The following is a 16,324-nucleotide window of genomic DNA, read 5'->3' as shown; positions in this document are numbered from 1 at the left end:
GACCACCCCTAGGGCGGCAGCAGTACACCCCTAGGGGGGTCTACGGTCGAGGCATGCCCGCATCCGGTCGTCCGATCACCGTCGCGCTCGTCGACGACTACGACGTCGTGGTGATGGGCGTCGCGAAGATCCTCGACCAGTACCGGGACCGTGTCGTGGTGGCCGAGATCGACACGAACACCCCGGTCAGCGACGCCGTCGACATCGTGCTGTACGACGCGTTCGCGCAGCCGGAGTCCGACCAGCAGGAGATCGGCGTGCTGCTGCGCAACCCCAGCGCTCGCCGGGTGGTGGTCTTCACGTGGAACTTCCACCCGGACCTCGTGGCCGCCGCACGGGAGCAGGGCGTGCGCGGGTACCTGTCGAAGGCGCTGCCGGCGCGCGAGCTCGTCGCCGCCCTCGAGGCCGTCCACGCCGGCGAGGTCGTCGTCAGCGAGGTGCCGGGCCGCGCCCGCCCGGCCAACGGCCTGGACTGGCCGGGGCGCGACGAGGGTCTGACCGACCGGGAGTCGGAGGTCCTCGCCCTGATCACGCAGGGCCTGAGCAACGCCGAGGTGGCCGCGCACACCTACCTCAGCCCGAACACCGTCAAGTCCTACATCCGGTCGGTCTACCGCAAGATCGGGGTCGAGAGCCGGACGAAGGCGGTGCTGTGGGGCGTCGACCACGGCTTCGTCCCGGACCACCGACGCATCGACCACTGGCGTGGCGGCCCGTAGCACCCGCGCAATCCGGTGGCCGTCCAGTCAACGGCGCTCCTAGGGTCCGGGTCATGGCCGACGACGGATTCGAGGTGCCCCGCCTCGCGCAGCTCTACGACCCGCTCGACCCGGACCGCAGCGACCTCGACGTGTTCGCGGCGATCGTCGACGAGCTCGGCGCCCGCAGGGTGCTCGACGTCGGCTGCGGCACGGGAACGTTCGCGCTGATGCTCGCGGCCCGGGGGCTGGAGGCGATCGGCGTCGACCCGGCGGTGGCGTCGCTGGACGTGGCGCGGGGCAAGCCCGGAGCCGGCGCCGTCCGCTGGGTGCACGGTGACGCGACGAGCGTGGGTGCCGTCGGCGTGGACGTCGCGACGATGACCGGGAACGTCGCGCAGGTCTTCGTGACCGACGAGGAGTGGGCGGAGACGCTCGACGCTCTCCGCGCCGCGCTGGCCCCGGGCGGGCACCTGGTGTTCGAGACCCGCGTCCCGGAGCGCGAGGCGTGGCGGGAGTGGACGCGCGAGGGGACGCACGACGTCACCGTCGTCGACGGGGTCGGGCCGGTCGAGACGTGGACCGAGGTGACCGACGTCGTCGGCGAGCTCGTGACGTTCCGGTCGACGTGGGTGTTCTCGTCGGACGGTGCCGTGCTGACCTCGGACTCGACCCTGCGGTTCCGGGACCGGCGCACGGTCGAGTCGTCGTTGGCGAGCGTCGGGTTCGACGTCGTCGACGTACGTGAGGCTCCCGACCGACCGGGCAGGGAGATGGTGTTCGTCGCCCGCCGTCAGCCGTAGACCCGCGCCCGGTGAGCGGCGAACTGACGCCGGCCCACCAGCCGCCACAGCAGGCGGGCGGGCGCCGGAAGGTTCGTCCGCAGCCAGCCTGCTCGCTCGTCGGCGGGCACGACCTCCAGGATCCAGCCGAGCTGGAGGAACAGACGATCCTTCGGGACCGACGCCATGCCGTGCTCGTGCAGCAGGCTCCACTCCCGCTGCGACATCACCGTGGACGCCGTCGGCAGGATCTGCGTCTCCTCCTGGCCGAGGTGCTGCAGGAGCGTGTCCCGCACGTCGTCGAGCAGCGCGGCCACGGCGTCCCGTTCGGGGGCACGGGCCGACCCCTCCCACGCGTCCATGAGCGCGCCGAGCCGTTCCAGCTGCGCGGCCGTGGCGGCGTGCTGGGACCGCATCAGCCCGACGTGGAGCGCGCACGCGGGCGCGCGCTGCTCGAGCGTGTCCCAGAGCAGCAGGTCCTCGCCCTCGTGGTGGTGGTGGAGGGCCGCGGCGACCTCGCGGACGTGGTCGGCGACGGTGAGCATCCGGGCGGTGTCCCCGTCAGCCACCCCGCGGACCAGGGCCGGGGCGTCCGTGAAGGCGCGGCGGAACAGCGCGTGGATCGTGAGCATGTCGGAGGTGTCGCAGCCGAGCTTCTCGGTGCTGGTGACGGCGGTCATCGTGCGTCTCGCTCTCATGGTCGGGATCTCCAGTGCGTCACCAGTAAAACCAGTACGCTGGTGATGACTATGGTGGCGAGCCGCTGACGACGTCAAGGGAGGTGTCCGTGCCGGACCAGCTGCTGCGGTGGGTCGAGCTCGGGAGCGAGCCCGGGGTCGCCCCGGGACCGCTCGAACGCGTGCGGGCGCTGCTCAACACCGACGACCGGTTCCACGGCACCGACCACCTGGCCGACGGCCCTGCCGCGCTGGTGTCGTTCCGCGACGCCCTGCGCCGCTACCTCACGTCCGGCGACGTGGCCGGTCTCGACGCGCTCGCGGCCACCCACCCGCTCGTCGTCACCTTCGGTGCCGGTGCGGCCACGCTGGCGCCCGCGGGTGCCAACGACGTCGTCGGCGGGCTGCTCGCCGAGGTGCACCGGGCGCACGCCGCGGGGGAGTGGCCCCGCCTCAAGGCGTGCGCCAACCCCGACTGCCAGTGGGTCTACTACGACGGCTCACGGAACCGCTCGGGACGCTGGTGCTCGATGAACGAGTGCGGCGACGTCATGAAGGCCCGCGCCTACCGCCAGCGTGCCCGTCAGGCCTGACGGCTCACGAGGGCGTACATGTCCATGTCCCGGCGCTCGTCGCCGACCTTCTGCCACGACCGCAGCAACCCCTCGCGCACGAAGCCCGCGCTGGTCGCCGTCCGGGCGGACGCCACGTTCCAGGGCTCGACGTAGAGCTCGAGCCGGTCGATGCCCCGCACGGTGACCGCCCACCGCACCAGGGTGCGCAGGGCGTCCCCGGCCAGCCCGCGGCCGCGGTGCGAGCGGGCGATCCAGTACCCGGCGGCCGCGCGGCCGAGGTCGACGTCGCGGAGCCCGAGGTAGACGTGCCCGACGGCGACGTCGGTGGCACGCTCCGCGACCGCGAAGGCGTAGCCGGCGCCCGTCGTCAGGCGGTCGGCCTGTCGGGCGAGGTAGGCGAGGCACGCGTCGTCGTCGCCGAACGCCGGCACCGACGTGGTGAGGGGGATCAGGGGGTCGGTCGTCGCCTCGCGGACCAGCGGGAGGTCGGCACGGGAGAACGGTCGCAGCCGGACCGCGTCCCCGACGAGCGTCGGGAGGGTGAGCCTGTCGATGAGTGGAGCGCTCATGCCGGGGCCAGGCGGAACACCCGCAGCTCGCGGTCGGTGCGGTCGGCGTAGTCCGCGTACGCGGGCCAGACTGCGAGCAGGGCGGGCAGCAGGCGGGCGCGCTCGTCGGCGTCGGCGAGGGTCGCGACGACCGGCGTGGTGGAGCCCGCGATGGTGACGGTCGCGTGCGGGTCCGCGAGGAGGTTGCCCGACCAGGCAGGGTGGCGTTCCTGTCCCCAGTTGGACCCGATGAGCACCCAGCCGTCGCCGTCGACCGCGTAGAGGAGGACGGCCTCGCGAGGCTGACCGGACGTCCTGCCGGTCGTCGTCAGGACGAGGTGGGGGAGCGTCGGCCTGCCGATGACGCTGAGCCGGCCGCGGCTCGCCTTGTGCAGCCGGCGGTCGATCTGAGACGTCGCCCGGCCGATCCGGGCGAACCAGCGGGTGCGCCCGACCCGGCGGACGATCGAGGTGAAGCCCATCCGAGGATTGTCCCCGACGGAGAACCTGGACGGACGGCAGACTCGCAGGTGGGGCGGTATGTCCGGCGCTCGTGCCCGTTGCTATAGCACGACGCTCTCGGATGGTGTCTGATGGGGTTGTCCGTGGGCGCGCCTCTCGTAACGCACCAGAAACATGCGGGGCTCCATGCGGCTGATTCCAGATGGTGAGACGTACCGCTCAGTATCAATCGCGTAACAATCGGGTTGCGCTCTGTGAACTGTCCGTTTTGTCCACTATTCGCTTGACTACCGTGTCGCCACACCCCGGCGGATCTCTGGACCGCGTGCTGGGCGGTACACCCGCGCAGCACCACAGAGCCCACCACCCTTCTCGGGAGGAAAATTGAGGATCACACGCAAGGCCGTGTTCGCAGCGGTCGCCGCGACGAGCGTGCTCGCTCTCGCGGCCTGCTCCAGCGGCGGCGGCAGCGACGAAGCGACCGACGACGCGGGCATCAACACCGAGACGTCGATCAACATCGCCTGGAACCAGCCGTTCTACTCGGCCAACGGCAACAGCAACACGGGTAACGCCACGGCGAACAGCGTCATCTTGTACCTGCTGAACTCGAGCTTCTACTACTACGACCAGGACCTCAACCTGGTCCAGGACGAGTCGTTCGGCACCTACGAGAAGGTCTCCGACGACCCGCTGCAGATCAAGTACACGTTCGCCGACACCGCGAAGTGGTCCGACGGCACCCCCGCCGGCCCCGCCGACCTCCTCCTCGAGTGGGCCGCGCAGAGCGGGAAGTTCAACAACGTCGAGGCGGAGTACGACGACGAGGGCAACATCTCGAACCAGGACGCCCTGGACGCAGGTGTCTACTTCGACGCCGCCTCGCCCGCCATGGCGCTCGTCGAGGAGACGCCCGAGATCGACGGCGACTCCATCACGCTGACCTACACCAAGCCGTTCGCGGACTGGGCGACGGCCATCTCGATGAACCTGCCGGCGCACGTCGTCGCGCAGCGCGCCCTCGGGATCGAGGACGCCCAGGAGGCGACCGACGCGCTCGTCGCCGCCATCAACGACGGGAACGTCGAGGACCTCTCGCCGATCGCCAAGTCGTGGAGCACCGACTGGAACTTCGCGTCGATGCCGTCCGACGAGGACCTCCTCGTCACCAGCGGCGCCTACCAGATCTCGGAGTTCGAGCAGGAGCAGTTCATCACCCTGACGGCGAACCCGGACTACGAGGGCGACCACAAGGCCGTCTTCAACAAGGTCACGGTCCGCTACAACGGCGACCCGATGGGCCAGGCACAGGCACTGCAGAACGGTGAGGTCGACCTCATCAACCCGCAGGCCACGGCCGACTTCAAGGCCGCCGTCGAAGCCATGGACGGCATCGAGGTCGCGAGCGGGCCCGAGGGCACGTATGAGCACGTCGACCTGCAGTTCGCCAACGGTGGTCCGTTCGACCCGGCGACCTACGGTGGCGACGCCGAGAAGGCCAAGAAGGTCCGTCAGGCGTTCCTCAAGACGATCCCGCGTGACCAGATCCTCGAGAACCTGATCAAGCCGCTGGACGAGACCGCGGAGCTCCGCAACTCGTACACGCAGGTCGCCGGCTCGCCGATGTACGACCCCATCGTCGAGGCCAACGGCCAGGCCGAGGCCTTCGCGCTGGACATCCCCGGCGCCACCGCCCTGCTCGCCGAGGCCGGCGTGCCGGCCGTCACGGTCCGCCTGCTCTTCGACCCGGAGAACACGCGCCGTCAGAACGAGTACGAGCTCATCAAGGCGTCGGCCGCCCAGGCCGGCTTCGACGTCCAGCCCTACCAGGTCCAGACGGACTGGGGCACGGACCTCTCGAACGCGACGGCCTTCTACGACGCAGCGCTCTTCGGCTGGCAGTCGACCTCCACCGCCGTCACCGAGTCGGACGCGAACTATCGCACCGGTGCAGGCAACAACTTCTACGGCTACTCCAACGCCACGGTGGACGGGCTCTTCGACGAGCTCCAGGTCGCCACGGAGCAGGCGGACCAGGAGCCCCTCCTGGCCCAGATCGAGACCGAGCTCGTCAACGACGCGTTCGGTGTGACGATCTTCCAGTTCCCCGGCGTCACCGCCTGGAACCCGGAGAAGATCGGCAACGTCTCGAAGCTGACGATCGCGCCGACGATCTTCTACGGCTTCTGGGAGTGGACCGCGGGCGAGGCCGCGTCCGAGTGATCCACGGTTCCTCCGCCGGGCTCTGAGCCCGGCGGAGGAACCTCCCGGTCAGACGTCACCGGGGCGCCGGCACCACGAGTCCCGGCGCCCCGGTGACGTGCCTGTGGTCGTTCGACCCCGGACCGCGGTGGCCGCAGGGATACGATCCCCCCGACCCGTGGTGCCCCATCCCAGCGAGGTAACCCACCCGTGCTGAACTTCCTCCTCCGCCGCATCCTGGCGGGACTGGCCACGCTCTTCGTGGCCCTCTTCCTCATGTTCGTCCTGGTCGACGCGGCGATCGACCCGCTGTCAGACCTGCGCGAGAGCACGGCGCCGAACAAGCAGCAGCTCATCGCGGCTCGGATCGAGCTGCTGAACCTGGACACCAACGTCGTGGTCCGGTTCTTCCAGTGGCTCGGCAACGTGATCACCGGCGACTTCGGTATCGCGTGGCGCTCGATGCAGCCCGTCAAGGACCTGCTGGGGCACGCCATCGGCTCGACCCTGCAGCTGGTCACCGCCGCAACCATCCTGTCGCTGGTCATCGGTGTCACCGTCGGCATCGTCAGCGCGCTGCGGCAGTACAGCGGCTTCGACTACGGGATCATCTTCCTGTCGTTCCTGCTCTACTCGCTGCCCTCCTTCTGGGTCGCCGTCCTGCTCAAGCAGTGGGCCGCGATCGGCTTCAACGACTTCCTCAAGGACCCCGTGATCGCCTGGTCGGTGATCGCCGGCATCGCCGTCGTCGCCGGGCTGTTCTGGTCGCTCGCCGTCGGCGGGCGACCCGCACGCCGCTGGCAGGTCTTCGGGGTCGCCGCCGCGGCGACGTTCGCGATGTTCGCCTACCTGCAGCTCTCGGGCTGGTGGGAGCGGCCGCAGATCGGCCCCATCCTGCTGCTGATCCTCGCCGGCGGTTCCGCCGTGGCCATCGCCGCCGTGTTCGCGGGCGTGCACAACCGCCGCGCCATGTGGACCGCGCTGACCACTGTGGGCGTCGGGCTGGCGCTGTACTTCCCGATGCAGGTCGTCTTCGACTCGATCGACCCCAACAACTGGATCATCTTCGGGTTCGCCCTGCTCGCCATGGCTGTCGGATATCTCATCGGCCGGCTCTACGGCGGGCCGGACTGGGGCATCTCCGCGCGCACCGGCGCCGCGGTGGCGTTCATCACCGGCGGGTTGATCTTCATCGACCAGGTCATGCAGGTCTGGCCGCCCTACTTCAAGGCGCTGAGCGGGCGGCCGATCCCGACGTTCGGCGACCGCACCCCGGGACTGGGTGGCAACTACTGGGTCGGCGTGCTGGACGCGTTCACCCACCTCCTGCTGCCCACCGCGACGCTCGTGCTCATCGCGTTCGCCGCATACACGCGGTACTCGCGCTCGAGCATGCTCGAGGTGATGAGCCAGGACTACATCCGCACAGCCCGGGCCAAGGGCTTGCCGGAGCGGGCCGTCGTGGTCCGGCACGGGTTCCGCAACACGCTGATCCCGCTCGCGACCATCGTGCCGATCGACATCATCACGCTCATCGGCGGCGCGGTCATCACCGAGGCGGTGTTCGCACGGCCCGGCATGGGCCAGCTGTTCGTCCGCTCGCTCAACGACGCCGAGATCGAGCCGGTGATGGGCTACCTCCTCATCACGGCGACGCTCGCCATCATCGCCAACATCGTCGCGGACATCGTCTACGCGTCGATCGACCCGAGAATCCGGTTGGACGCATGAGCACCTCCACGCATCCCGAGACCCCCTCGTCGGGCGACACCGTCGAGAACGCGATCGAGCTCCAGGACGTCGTCGGGCTGTCCCAGGGGCAGATCGTCCGCCGTCGGTTCTTCCGGCACAAGGGAGCGCTCGTCGGCCTCGCCGCCCTCGGCGGCACGATCCTGCTGGCCGTGACGTCCGTGGGCATCGGACCCATCCCCGGCTGGTGGATGTGGACCGGCTACGAGACCGGCAACCCGATGTCGAACCCGGGCGGGGCCCCGACGCTGAGCCTGTTCCCGCCGGTGTGGGGCGACCACCCGTTCGGCCAGGACGAGCTGGGCCGGGACATCTTCGCCCGGGTCATGCACGGCGTGCAGACCTCGCTCATGGTCATGTTCGTGATCGGCATCGTCGCCGGCGTGATCGGCGTCCTCGTCGGATCCATCGCCGGCTTCTACCGCGGCGGCCGGGACACGGCCCTGATGCGGTTCACCGACCTCGTGATCACCGTGCCGACGATCGTCATCGGCGCCGTGATCGGCAAGCTCTCCGGCCAGATCAGCGCCGTCGTCTTCGCCGTCTCGCTGGGCCTCATCCTGTGGACCACGCTGTCCCGGCTGGTGCGCGGAGAGTTCCTCGCCCTGCGGGAGCGCGAGTTCGTCGACGCGGCGCGCGTGGCCGGTGCCAGCAGCCGGCGGATCATCTTCAAGCACATCCTGCCCAACGCGATCGGCACGATCATCGTCAGCACCACGCTGCTGATGAGCTCGGCGATCCTGCTGGAGACCGCGCTGTCCTACCTGGGCTTCGGCATCACCCCGCCGACGATCTCGCTGGGCCAGATGATCCAGACCTACCAGCAGGCGTTCTCGACGCGTCCGTGGCTGTTCTGGTGGCCGGGCATCTTCATCGTGATCATCGCGCTGAGCGTGAACTTCATCGGTGACGGTCTGCGCGACGCGTTCGACCCGCGCCAGAAGCGGATCCCGTCCGAGCGCAAGATGGCCAACGCCATGAAGGCGGACGCCTCGGCGAAGAGCGCGCTGAACTCGAACCTGCCGCCCTCGTCCGGCAAGCTGGCCGGGCTGTGACCGTGCCGAACCGCGCGAACGGCTCAGGCGGTGGCCAGCACGGCCACCGCCGTGCCGACGAGCACCAGGAGCGCCGCGATCGTCGCGACGTGCCAGTGGCGCTCGAGGCGGATGTCGCCGGCGGTGCGGGCCTGCTCCGCACCGCGCAGGAAGCCGGCGTCGGCCAGCGCACGATGACGGTCGCCGATCGCTGCGGCGACGTCCTCGGCGGTACCGGGGAGCCTGGCGTCCGACGTGGCCGTCACGACGGCGTCGTCCGTCGTGGAGCGGCGCATGCGGGCGGCCGTCCCGCTCGACCGCGGTGCCGCCCAGGCGGTCACGTCGCCGTCGGTGGTGTGCAGGACCAGCGACCACTGCACGGTGAGCCCGCGGTAGGTGGGCCAGGGCACGTGGGTGCTGCGCAGGGGGTTGCGCACCAGCACGCCGCCGTCGCTCACGACGACCGCCGGACGCCAGAACAGCACCCAGACCAGCAGGACCACCACACCGGCCAGCGGCAGCGCGCGGACCACCTCACCGAGGCCGTCCTGCACGCCCACCGCGACCACGGCGACGAGGGCGACGACGCCCGCGGCGACCGTGAGCGCACGGCCGTACCTCGACGAGAACTCCAGAGTGGGACGCACATGCCCATGCTCGCAGAACCGCAGGTGGCGACCGTCCTGACCGGACGCGCCCACCGTGCGCAGGAAGGATCCTGATGGCCATCGACATCTCGGACGCCCCGCCGCCCACCGACACGCGCACGCCCGTGCTGCAGGTGCGGGACCTCGGCGTCGACTTCTACGTGGACGGCACCTGGTACCCGGCCGCGACCGGCATCAACTACGACGTGCGCCCCGGTGAGGTCCTCGCGATCGTCGGCGAGTCCGGTTCCGGCAAGACGCAGTCCTCGATGGCCCTCATGGGTCTGCTCCCGCCGAACGGTCGGGCCCGCGGCTCGGCCGTGATCGGGGACCGCGAGCTCATCGGGATGCCGCCGCACAAGCTGCGCCGGATCCGCGGCAAGGAGATCGCGATGATCTTCCAGGAGCCGATGACCGCGCTGAACCCGGTCTTCACCATCGGCTTCCAGATCATCGAGACGCTCCGGACGCACTTCGAGATGGGTCCGGCGGACGCCCGCGTGCGTGCGCTCGAGCTCCTGCGCCTCGTCGAGATCCCGAACCCCGAGACCCGGATCGACGCGTACCCGCACCAGCTGTCCGGTGGTCAGCGCCAGCGCGCGATGATCGCCCAGGCGCTGGCGTGCGACCCGAAGCTGCTCATCGCGGACGAGCCGACGACGGCCCTCGACGTCACGGTCCAGGCCGAGATCCTCAAGCTCATGCGTGACCTGCGCTCCCGCATCGACTCGGGCATCGTCCTGATCACCCACGACATGGGCGTCGTCGCCGACATGGCGGACACGATGATCGTGATGAAGGACGGCAAGGTCGTCGAGCAGGGTGAGGCTCGCCAGCTCTTCGCGAACCCTCAGCACCCGTACACGATCAAGCTGCTCGACGCGGTGCCGCACCTGGGCCGCAGTGCCGAGGCTCAGCAGGCCGAGCAGTCCGGGACGAGCGCGACCGCGGTGCACGACGCCCCGGTCGTCACGACCTCGGACCGTGCGGTCGTCCTCGAGGCCAAGCAGATGGTCATCGAGTACCCGGGTCGCCGTCGCACGCCCGCCTTCCGTGCGGTCGACGGAGTGGACCTGACCATCCGCGCCGGTGAGGTCGTCGGGCTGGTCGGCGAGTCCGGCTCCGGCAAGACGACGATCGGTCGCGCGATCGTCGGGCTGCAGCCGGTGACCGGGGGTTCGCTGCGGATCGTCGGCCAGGACATGGTCGGAGCGAGCACCAAGGACCTCAAGCCGCTGCGCACCAAGGTCGGGATGGTCTTCCAGGACCCGGGCTCGTCGCTCAACCCGCGCCTGCCCATCGGCGAGTCGATCGCGGAGCCGCTGCTGCTGCACCGCGGGCTGAAGGGCGCCGCCATGTCGACGGCGGTCGAGACGCTCCTGGACCAGGTCCAGCTGCCGCGTGCGATGCGCAACCGGTACCCGCACGAGCTGTCCGGCGGTCAGCGCCAGCGCGTCGGCATCGCCCGCTCGCTCGCGCTGGAGCCGCAGCTGCTGGTGGCCGACGAGCCGACGTCCGCGCTCGACGTCTCGGTCCAGGCGACGGTGCTCGCCCTGTTCCAGGACCTGCAGCGCGAGCACGGCTTCGCCTGCCTGTTCATCAGCCACGACCTCGCCGTCGTGGAGATGCTCGCGGACCGGATCGCGGTGATGCACAACGGCAAGCTGGTCGAGGTGGGGGAGACCGCGCAGGTGGTCAACCACCCGCAGGACCCGTACACGCAGCGGCTGCTCGCCGCGGTGCCGGTGCCGGACCCCGCCGCGCAGCAGGCTCGTCGGGAGGCGCGCGACGCGCTCCTCGAGGCGCAGCGCGACGAGCTCGAGCGCGAAGAGCTGCTCCACGCTGCCGACGCCGAGAACATCGACGCGCACGACATCACCGACGTGGACAACGAGCGGATGACCGGGCGCGGTTTCTGACGTCGACACCGCCGCGAGCGCCGTCCCCTTCGGGGGACGGCGCTCGCGGCGCGTCCGTCTCTCTTCTGCCGATTCCGACAGATGTGTCCGGCATGGTTGACCTTCTGGCGGAAACGACCGATACACCTCGATGACGGGGTGCGGTGGTCCGCCTCGATGAGGTCGGTCTGTGGAGGCGCGCGGTGTTCAAGGGGTCACGGTTCGGGGTCGTCGCACTGGTCGCGCTCGTGGCGGTCGGAGGCTGCACGCAGGAGGCGCCGCAGCCGGACCGGAGCGGCACGGTGGTCGTGACGGTGGGGATGCCGTTCACGTCGCTGAACAGCGCGACTCCCGAGGGGCGCGCGCCCGGCAGCACGCTGGTGCGCTCCTTGGTGCAGGCGGGGTTCGTCTCGCTCGACCAGGACGGCGCCGCCGTGTTCGACGAGGGCTTCGGGACGGTCGAGAAGGTCAGCGACTCGCCCCTGACCGTGACGTACACGATCGACCCGGCGGCGACGTGGTCGGACGGCACGAGCGTCACCCCCGCCGACCTGCTGCTGGAGTGGGCTGCGCGCAGCGGCCAGCTCGACGACGTGACCCCCGAGCTCGACGCGCAGGGGGGGATCAGCAACAACGACGAGCTCGACGCGGGGGTCGCGTTCGCGGCGGCGTCGCCCGCGCTCGTGCAGGCGCAGCAGGTCCCGACGGTGGACGGAGCGACGCTCACGCTCGTGTACGCGACGCCCGTCCCGGACTGGCAGGTCGCGCTCGACGTCAACGTCCCCGCGCACGTGGTGGGGCAGACCGCGCTGGGGGTCGAGGACCCGACGGAGGCCGCCGCGGCGGTCTCGAAGGCGATCGTCGACGAGGACAAGGAGGCGCTGAGCTCGATCTCCGCAGCCTGGCGGACGGACTTCGACGCCGACGCCCTCGCGCAGCACGTCGACCAGGCGGTCACCACCGGGCCGTACTCGGTGGACGTGATCGTGCCGGGCGATCGCGTCGAGCTGGTCCGCAACGACGAGTACGAGGGCGACGGCGCCGCGAGCTACGACCGGGTGGTCGTGCGCAGCGACCTCGAGCCGCTGGAGCAGGTCGAGGCGCTCGCGGCCGGCACCGTGGACGTCGTGGCTCCGACGGACACCCGGGACGTGCTCGACGCGCTGGCGGAGGTGACCGGTGCGGACGTGCGCACGGGTGGCGACACCACCCTCCAGCTCCAGGTCCAGGCGGCGGGGGTCGGCGCCTTCGACCCCGCGACGTACGGCGGTGACGCGACGGTCGCGGCGGCGGTGCGCCAGGCCTTCCTGCTGACCGTGCCGCGGGACGCCCTCGTCGCCACCGTCGTCGCGCCGCTGTGGCCCGAGGCCGTCGTCGCCTCGGCGCTGCTGCCGACCGTGGGTCCGGACGCCGGAGGTGACGTGGCGCCGAGCGGCCCCGCCGACATCGCGGGGGCGCGCCGGCTGCTGGACGAGGCGGGTGTCACCGAGCCCGTGGCGGTGCACGTGCTGGTCAACACCACCGACCCGCTGCGGGCCGCGATGCTCGCGCTGATCACGGCGTCGGCGTCGGACGTGGGGTTCGAGGTCGAGCCGTACGCCCCGGTCGCCGGTCTCGGGCCGGACCTGGTGGGCGCGCCCGAGGCGTGGGACGTGGCGCTGGTGCCGGTGCCGCAGTCGGACCTGCCGGTGGACTCGGTGCTGTCGCGGTGGCGGACCGGGGGCGCGACGAACGTCACCGGGTGGTCGGACGCGGCCACGGACGCAGCCGCGGCGACGCTCGCGCAGACGATCGACCCGGACGCCGTCGAGGACCAGCTGGCCGCGGTCGCGGAGAGCCTCGACGCCGGCGGCGCGGTGCTGTCGCTGGTGCGGCAGCCCATCGTGGTCGCCACGCGCGGTTCGGCCGCCCCGACCGCGGGGACCACCCCGGCGGCGCCCGACGTGGAGCCGCTCGAGCTCGGCCGGGCGGACCTGACCGACTGGTGGGCGTGGGCACGCACCAGCTGACGTGGGTCTGGTCACCTTCTGACGCCGTGGTACGGGTGTGCGGGTAGAATCGATCGGCGCGACCGGCGACCCGGCGCGCTCCCCACCTTCTGAGATGAGTTCCCCCATGTCTGAGCCCACGACTGCGCCGACGGTGTCTTCGGCTGTGCCGACGTCGTCCACCGGCACGAGCGTGCGCAACGACCTGCGCAACGTCGCCATCGTCGCGCACGTCGACCACGGCAAGACGACGCTCGTCGACGCCATGCTGTGGCAGTCCGGCTCCTTCGGCTCCCACGCCCACGTGGACGAGCGCGCCATGGACTCGGGTGACCTGGAGCGCGAGAAGGGCATCACGATCCTCGCCAAGAACACGGCGATCCGGTACACGGGTCCCGCGGCCGCGGGGATCGGCGAGCCCGGCGGCATCACCATCAACGTCATCGACACCCCCGGCCACGCCGACTTCGGCGGCGAGGTCGAGCGCGGCCTGTCCATGGTCGACGGTGTCGTCCTGCTGGTCGACGCGAGCGAGGGCCCGCTCCCGCAGACGCGCTTCGTGCTGCGCAAGGCGCTCGTCGCCAAGCTCCCGGTGATCCTGGTCGTCAACAAGACCGACCGTCCCGACGCGCGGATCACCGACGTCGTGCACGAGGCCACCGACCTGCTGCTGGGCCTCGCGTCCGACCTGCACGAGGACGTCCCGGACCTGGACCTCGACGCGATCCTCGACGTGCCCGTCGTGTTCGCCGCCGCCAAGGCCGGCCGCGCGTCGATGAACCAGCCCGCCGACGGTGGCCTGCCGGACTCGGAGAACCTCGAGCCGCTGTTCAAGACCATCCTCGAGCGGATCCCCGCGCCCACCTACACCGAGGGCGCGCCGCTCCAGGCGCACGTCACCAACCTCGACGCGTCCCCGTTCCTCGGCCGCCTCGCCCTGCTCCGCGTCTTCAACGGCACGATCCGCAAGGGTCAGACTGTCGCGTGGGCCAAGGCCGACGGCACCCTGGCGAACGTCAAGATCACCGAGCTGCTGGAGACCAAGGCGCTCGAGCGTGTCAGCACGGAGTCCGCGGGCCCCGGTGACATCGTCGCCGTCGCCGGCATCGAGAACATCACCATCGGCGAGACCCTGACGGACCCCGACGACCCGCGTCCGCTGCCGCTGATCACGGTCGACGACCCGGCCATCTCGATGACCATCGGCATCAACACGTCCCCGCTGGCCGGCCGCGGCGGCAAGGGCCACAAGGTCACCGCCCGCCAGGTCAAGGACCGCCTCGACAAGGAGCTCGTCGGCAACGTCTCGCTCCGCGTGGTGCCCACCGAGCGTCCCGACGCCTGGGAGGTCCAGGGCCGTGGTGAGCTCGCGCTGGCCATCCTGGTCGAGCAGATGCGTCGCGAGGGCTTCGAGCTGACCGTCGGCAAGCCGCAGGTCGTCACGCGCAAGGTCGACGGCAAGGTGCACGAGCCCGTCGAGCGCATGACGATCGACGTCCCCGAGGAGTACCTCGGCGCCGTGACCCAGCTGCTCGCGCAGCGCAAGGGCCGCATGGAGACCATGTCGAACCACGGCACTGGCTGGGTCCGCATGGAGTTCCTGGTCCCCGCGCGCGGCCTCATCGGCTTCCGCACGCGGTTCCTCACGGACACGCGCGGCACCGGCATCGCGTCGTCCATCGCCGAGGGCTACGAGCCCTGGGCCGGCAACATCGAGACGCGCATCAACGGCTCGCTCGTCGCCGACCGCTCCGGACCGGTCACGCCGTTCGCCATGATCAACCTGCAGGAGCGCGGCTCGTTCTTCGTCCAGCCCACGCAGGAGGTCTACGAGGGCCAGATCGTGGGCGAGAACTCGCGCAACGAGGACATGGACGTGAACATCACCAAGGAGAAGAAGCTCACGAACATGCGGTCCGCGACGGCCGACAACTTCGAGAACCTCATCCCGCCGCGCAACCTCACGCTCGAGGAGTCGCTGGAGTTCGCCCGCGAGGACGAGTGCGTCGAGGTGACGCCCGAGATCGTGCGCATCCGCAAGGTCGTGCTGGACCAGACCGAGCGCGCCCGCATCACGGCCCGCTCCAAGCGCGCCTGATCCGTCCGTGGTGACATCGGGCGGCCTCGTCGCCGTCCATGCCCACCCCGACGACGAGTCCCTCGCGACCGGCGCGCTGCTCGCTACGTGGGCAGCCGCCGGTCGTCCCGTCACCGTGGTGACCTGCACGCGCGGCGAGCGCGGCGAGGTCATCGGCGCGCGCCTGGCCCACCTCGAGGGTGACGGCCCGGCGCTCGCCGAGCACCGTGACCACGAGCTGGGCAAGGCGCTGGCCGCCCTCGGCGTGCGGGACCGCGGCTACCTCGACACCATCCCCGGCGGGACCGACCAGCGGTTCGAGGACTCGGGCATGGCGTGGGTGGGCACCGGACGTGCGGGGCTTCCCGACGACGTCCCCGAGGGTGCGTTCGTCGGCATCGGGCTCGAGGAGGCCGCCGAACGGCTGGCTCGCGTGATCCGCTCCCGTCGCCCCGACGTCGTCGTCACGTACGAGCCCGGCGGCGGCTACGGACACCCCGACCACGTCCGCACCCACGAGGTGACGCAGTGGGCGGTCGACTTCGCCGGGTCGCGTCCCGACGAGGCCTCGCCCGCGTTCGCCGTGCCCGTCGTCCTCTGGTCCGTGCAGGGTCGCCTCGCGCTGCAGCGCGGCCTGCGCGCGGTGGGCGACGACGCGGTGCTCGCAGCGCTCGGCTCCCTGCGCGACGACCTCGAGCTCCCGGACCCCGCCGCGGAGCTGCCGTCGGTCGCCGTCCCGGACGACGAGATCGAGCTCGAGGTCGACGTGCCGCCCGTGCGCGACCGCGTCCTGGACGCCCTGCGCGCCCACGTCACCCAGGTCCAGGCGATCCGCGCCGTCGACGACGACCGAGGCCTCGTCGCCTGCTACGCCCTCAGCAACCGCATCCTGGCGCCCATCCTGCCCACGGAGTCGTACCGCCGCGGGACGGGCGGCTCGGGTGCCGACGTCGTCTGGCCCGCCGGCGTCCGACCGGTAACGTGACG

Annotated in this window: 14 protein-coding genes; 10 read left to right on the top strand and 4 right to left on the bottom strand. The window is 71.0% G+C overall.

What is annotated here, in order from left to right; all coding sequences use genetic code 11:
• Positions 1–53: 53 nt before the first annotated feature.
• Positions 54–719, top strand: coding sequence for a response regulator transcription factor (locus tag J2X26_RS00935; RefSeq protein WP_307489034.1), 666 nt, complete (start codon positions 54–56; stop codon positions 717–719).
• A 53-nt stretch (positions 720–772) separates the two neighbouring features.
• Entirely contained in the window at positions 773–1,501 is a 729-nt protein-coding gene (locus J2X26_RS00930; RefSeq protein ID WP_307489032.1) for a class I SAM-dependent methyltransferase, read from the top strand.
• Here the strand turns inward: J2X26_RS00930 and J2X26_RS00925 are convergent.
• Positions 1,492–2,160, bottom strand: coding sequence for a hemerythrin domain-containing protein (locus tag J2X26_RS00925; RefSeq protein ID WP_307489030.1), 669 nt, complete (start codon positions 2,158–2,160; stop codon positions 1,492–1,494). The two genes, J2X26_RS00930 and J2X26_RS00925, sit on opposite strands and share 10 nt — an antisense overlap.
• Before the next feature lie 107 nt (positions 2,161–2,267).
• Here J2X26_RS00925 and J2X26_RS00920 point away from each other — a divergent pair, with 107 nt between their 5' ends.
• The gene (locus J2X26_RS00920; RefSeq protein WP_307489028.1) at positions 2,268–2,750 is read left to right on the top strand and encodes a CGNR zinc finger domain-containing protein; all 483 of its coding nucleotides are present in this window, start codon (positions 2,268–2,270) and stop codon (positions 2,748–2,750) included.
• Here J2X26_RS00920 and J2X26_RS00915 read toward each other — a convergent pair.
• Together J2X26_RS00915 and J2X26_RS00910 are read right to left on the bottom strand one after the other, a co-directional pair.
• A complete protein-coding gene (locus tag J2X26_RS00915) occupies positions 2,741–3,301 on the bottom strand; it encodes a GNAT family N-acetyltransferase (RefSeq protein ID WP_307489026.1) in 561 nt (186 codons plus the stop codon). The genes J2X26_RS00920 and J2X26_RS00915 overlap by 10 nt on opposite strands.
• Positions 3,298–3,762, bottom strand: a complete 465-nt coding sequence (locus J2X26_RS00910; RefSeq protein ID WP_307489024.1) for a nitroreductase family deazaflavin-dependent oxidoreductase — start codon at positions 3,760–3,762, stop codon at positions 3,298–3,300. Before J2X26_RS00910 ends, J2X26_RS00915 begins: the two co-directional genes overlap by 4 nt.
• Positions 3,763–4,126: 364 nt before the next feature.
• Between J2X26_RS00910 and J2X26_RS00905 the strand changes: the two genes are divergently transcribed.
• The 3 genes from J2X26_RS00905 (at position 4,127) to J2X26_RS00895 (ending at position 8,748) form a co-directional block, all read left to right on the top strand.
• Positions 4,127–5,965 (top strand): ABC transporter family substrate-binding protein, encoded by a 1,839-nt coding sequence (locus tag J2X26_RS00905; protein ID WP_307489022.1) that lies wholly within the window; start codon positions 4,127–4,129, stop codon positions 5,963–5,965.
• 189 nt (positions 5,966–6,154) lie between these two features.
• Positions 6,155–7,675, top strand: a complete 1,521-nt coding sequence (locus tag J2X26_RS00900) for an ABC transporter permease (protein WP_307489020.1) — start codon at positions 6,155–6,157, stop codon at positions 7,673–7,675.
• A complete protein-coding gene (locus tag J2X26_RS00895) occupies positions 7,672–8,748 on the top strand; it encodes an ABC transporter permease (protein WP_307489018.1) in 1,077 nt (358 codons plus the stop codon). Before J2X26_RS00900 ends, J2X26_RS00895 begins: the two co-directional genes overlap by 4 nt.
• A gap of 23 nt (positions 8,749–8,771) precedes the next feature.
• On the opposite strand, the gene J2X26_RS00890 is transcribed toward J2X26_RS00895, so the two are convergent.
• Positions 8,772–9,374, bottom strand: a complete 603-nt coding sequence (locus J2X26_RS00890; protein ID WP_307489016.1) for a PH domain-containing protein — start codon at positions 9,372–9,374, stop codon at positions 8,772–8,774.
• Between the two features lie 74 nt (positions 9,375–9,448).
• Here J2X26_RS00890 and J2X26_RS00885 point away from each other — a divergent pair, with 74 nt between their 5' ends.
• The 4 genes from J2X26_RS00885 to J2X26_RS00870 all read left to right on the top strand — a co-directional run bounded on the left by J2X26_RS00885 (position 9,449) and on the right by J2X26_RS00870 (position 16,322).
• Positions 9,449–11,293 carry an ABC transporter ATP-binding protein gene (locus tag J2X26_RS00885; RefSeq protein WP_307489015.1) on the top strand — a complete coding sequence of 615 codons (1,845 nt, stop codon included), beginning with the start codon at positions 9,449–9,451 and terminating at the stop codon, positions 11,291–11,293.
• A 143-nt stretch (positions 11,294–11,436) separates the two neighbouring features.
• On the top strand, positions 11,437–13,281 hold the full coding sequence (locus J2X26_RS00880) for an ABC transporter substrate-binding protein (RefSeq protein ID WP_307489014.1): 1,845 nt from the start codon (positions 11,437–11,439) through the stop codon (positions 13,279–13,281).
• 106 nt (positions 13,282–13,387) lie between these two features.
• Positions 13,388–15,358, top strand: a complete 1,971-nt coding sequence (gene typA, locus J2X26_RS00875; protein ID WP_307489012.1) for a translational GTPase TypA — start codon at positions 13,388–13,390, stop codon at positions 15,356–15,358.
• Positions 15,359–15,365: 7 nt separating this feature from the next.
• The gene (locus tag J2X26_RS00870) at positions 15,366–16,322 is read left to right on the top strand and encodes a PIG-L family deacetylase (protein WP_307489010.1); all 957 of its coding nucleotides are present in this window, start codon (positions 15,366–15,368) and stop codon (positions 16,320–16,322) included.
• Positions 16,323–16,324: the final 2 nt, after the last annotated feature.

The sequence above is a fragment of the Cellulomonas humilata genome (assembly GCF_030814415.1).
Taxonomy (GTDB): domain Bacteria; phylum Actinomycetota; class Actinomycetes; order Actinomycetales; family Cellulomonadaceae; genus Cellulomonas; species Cellulomonas humilata_A.
The sequence above is the reverse complement of the archived record's forward strand: the minus strand, read 5'-3'. Positions and strand labels throughout refer to the sequence as shown.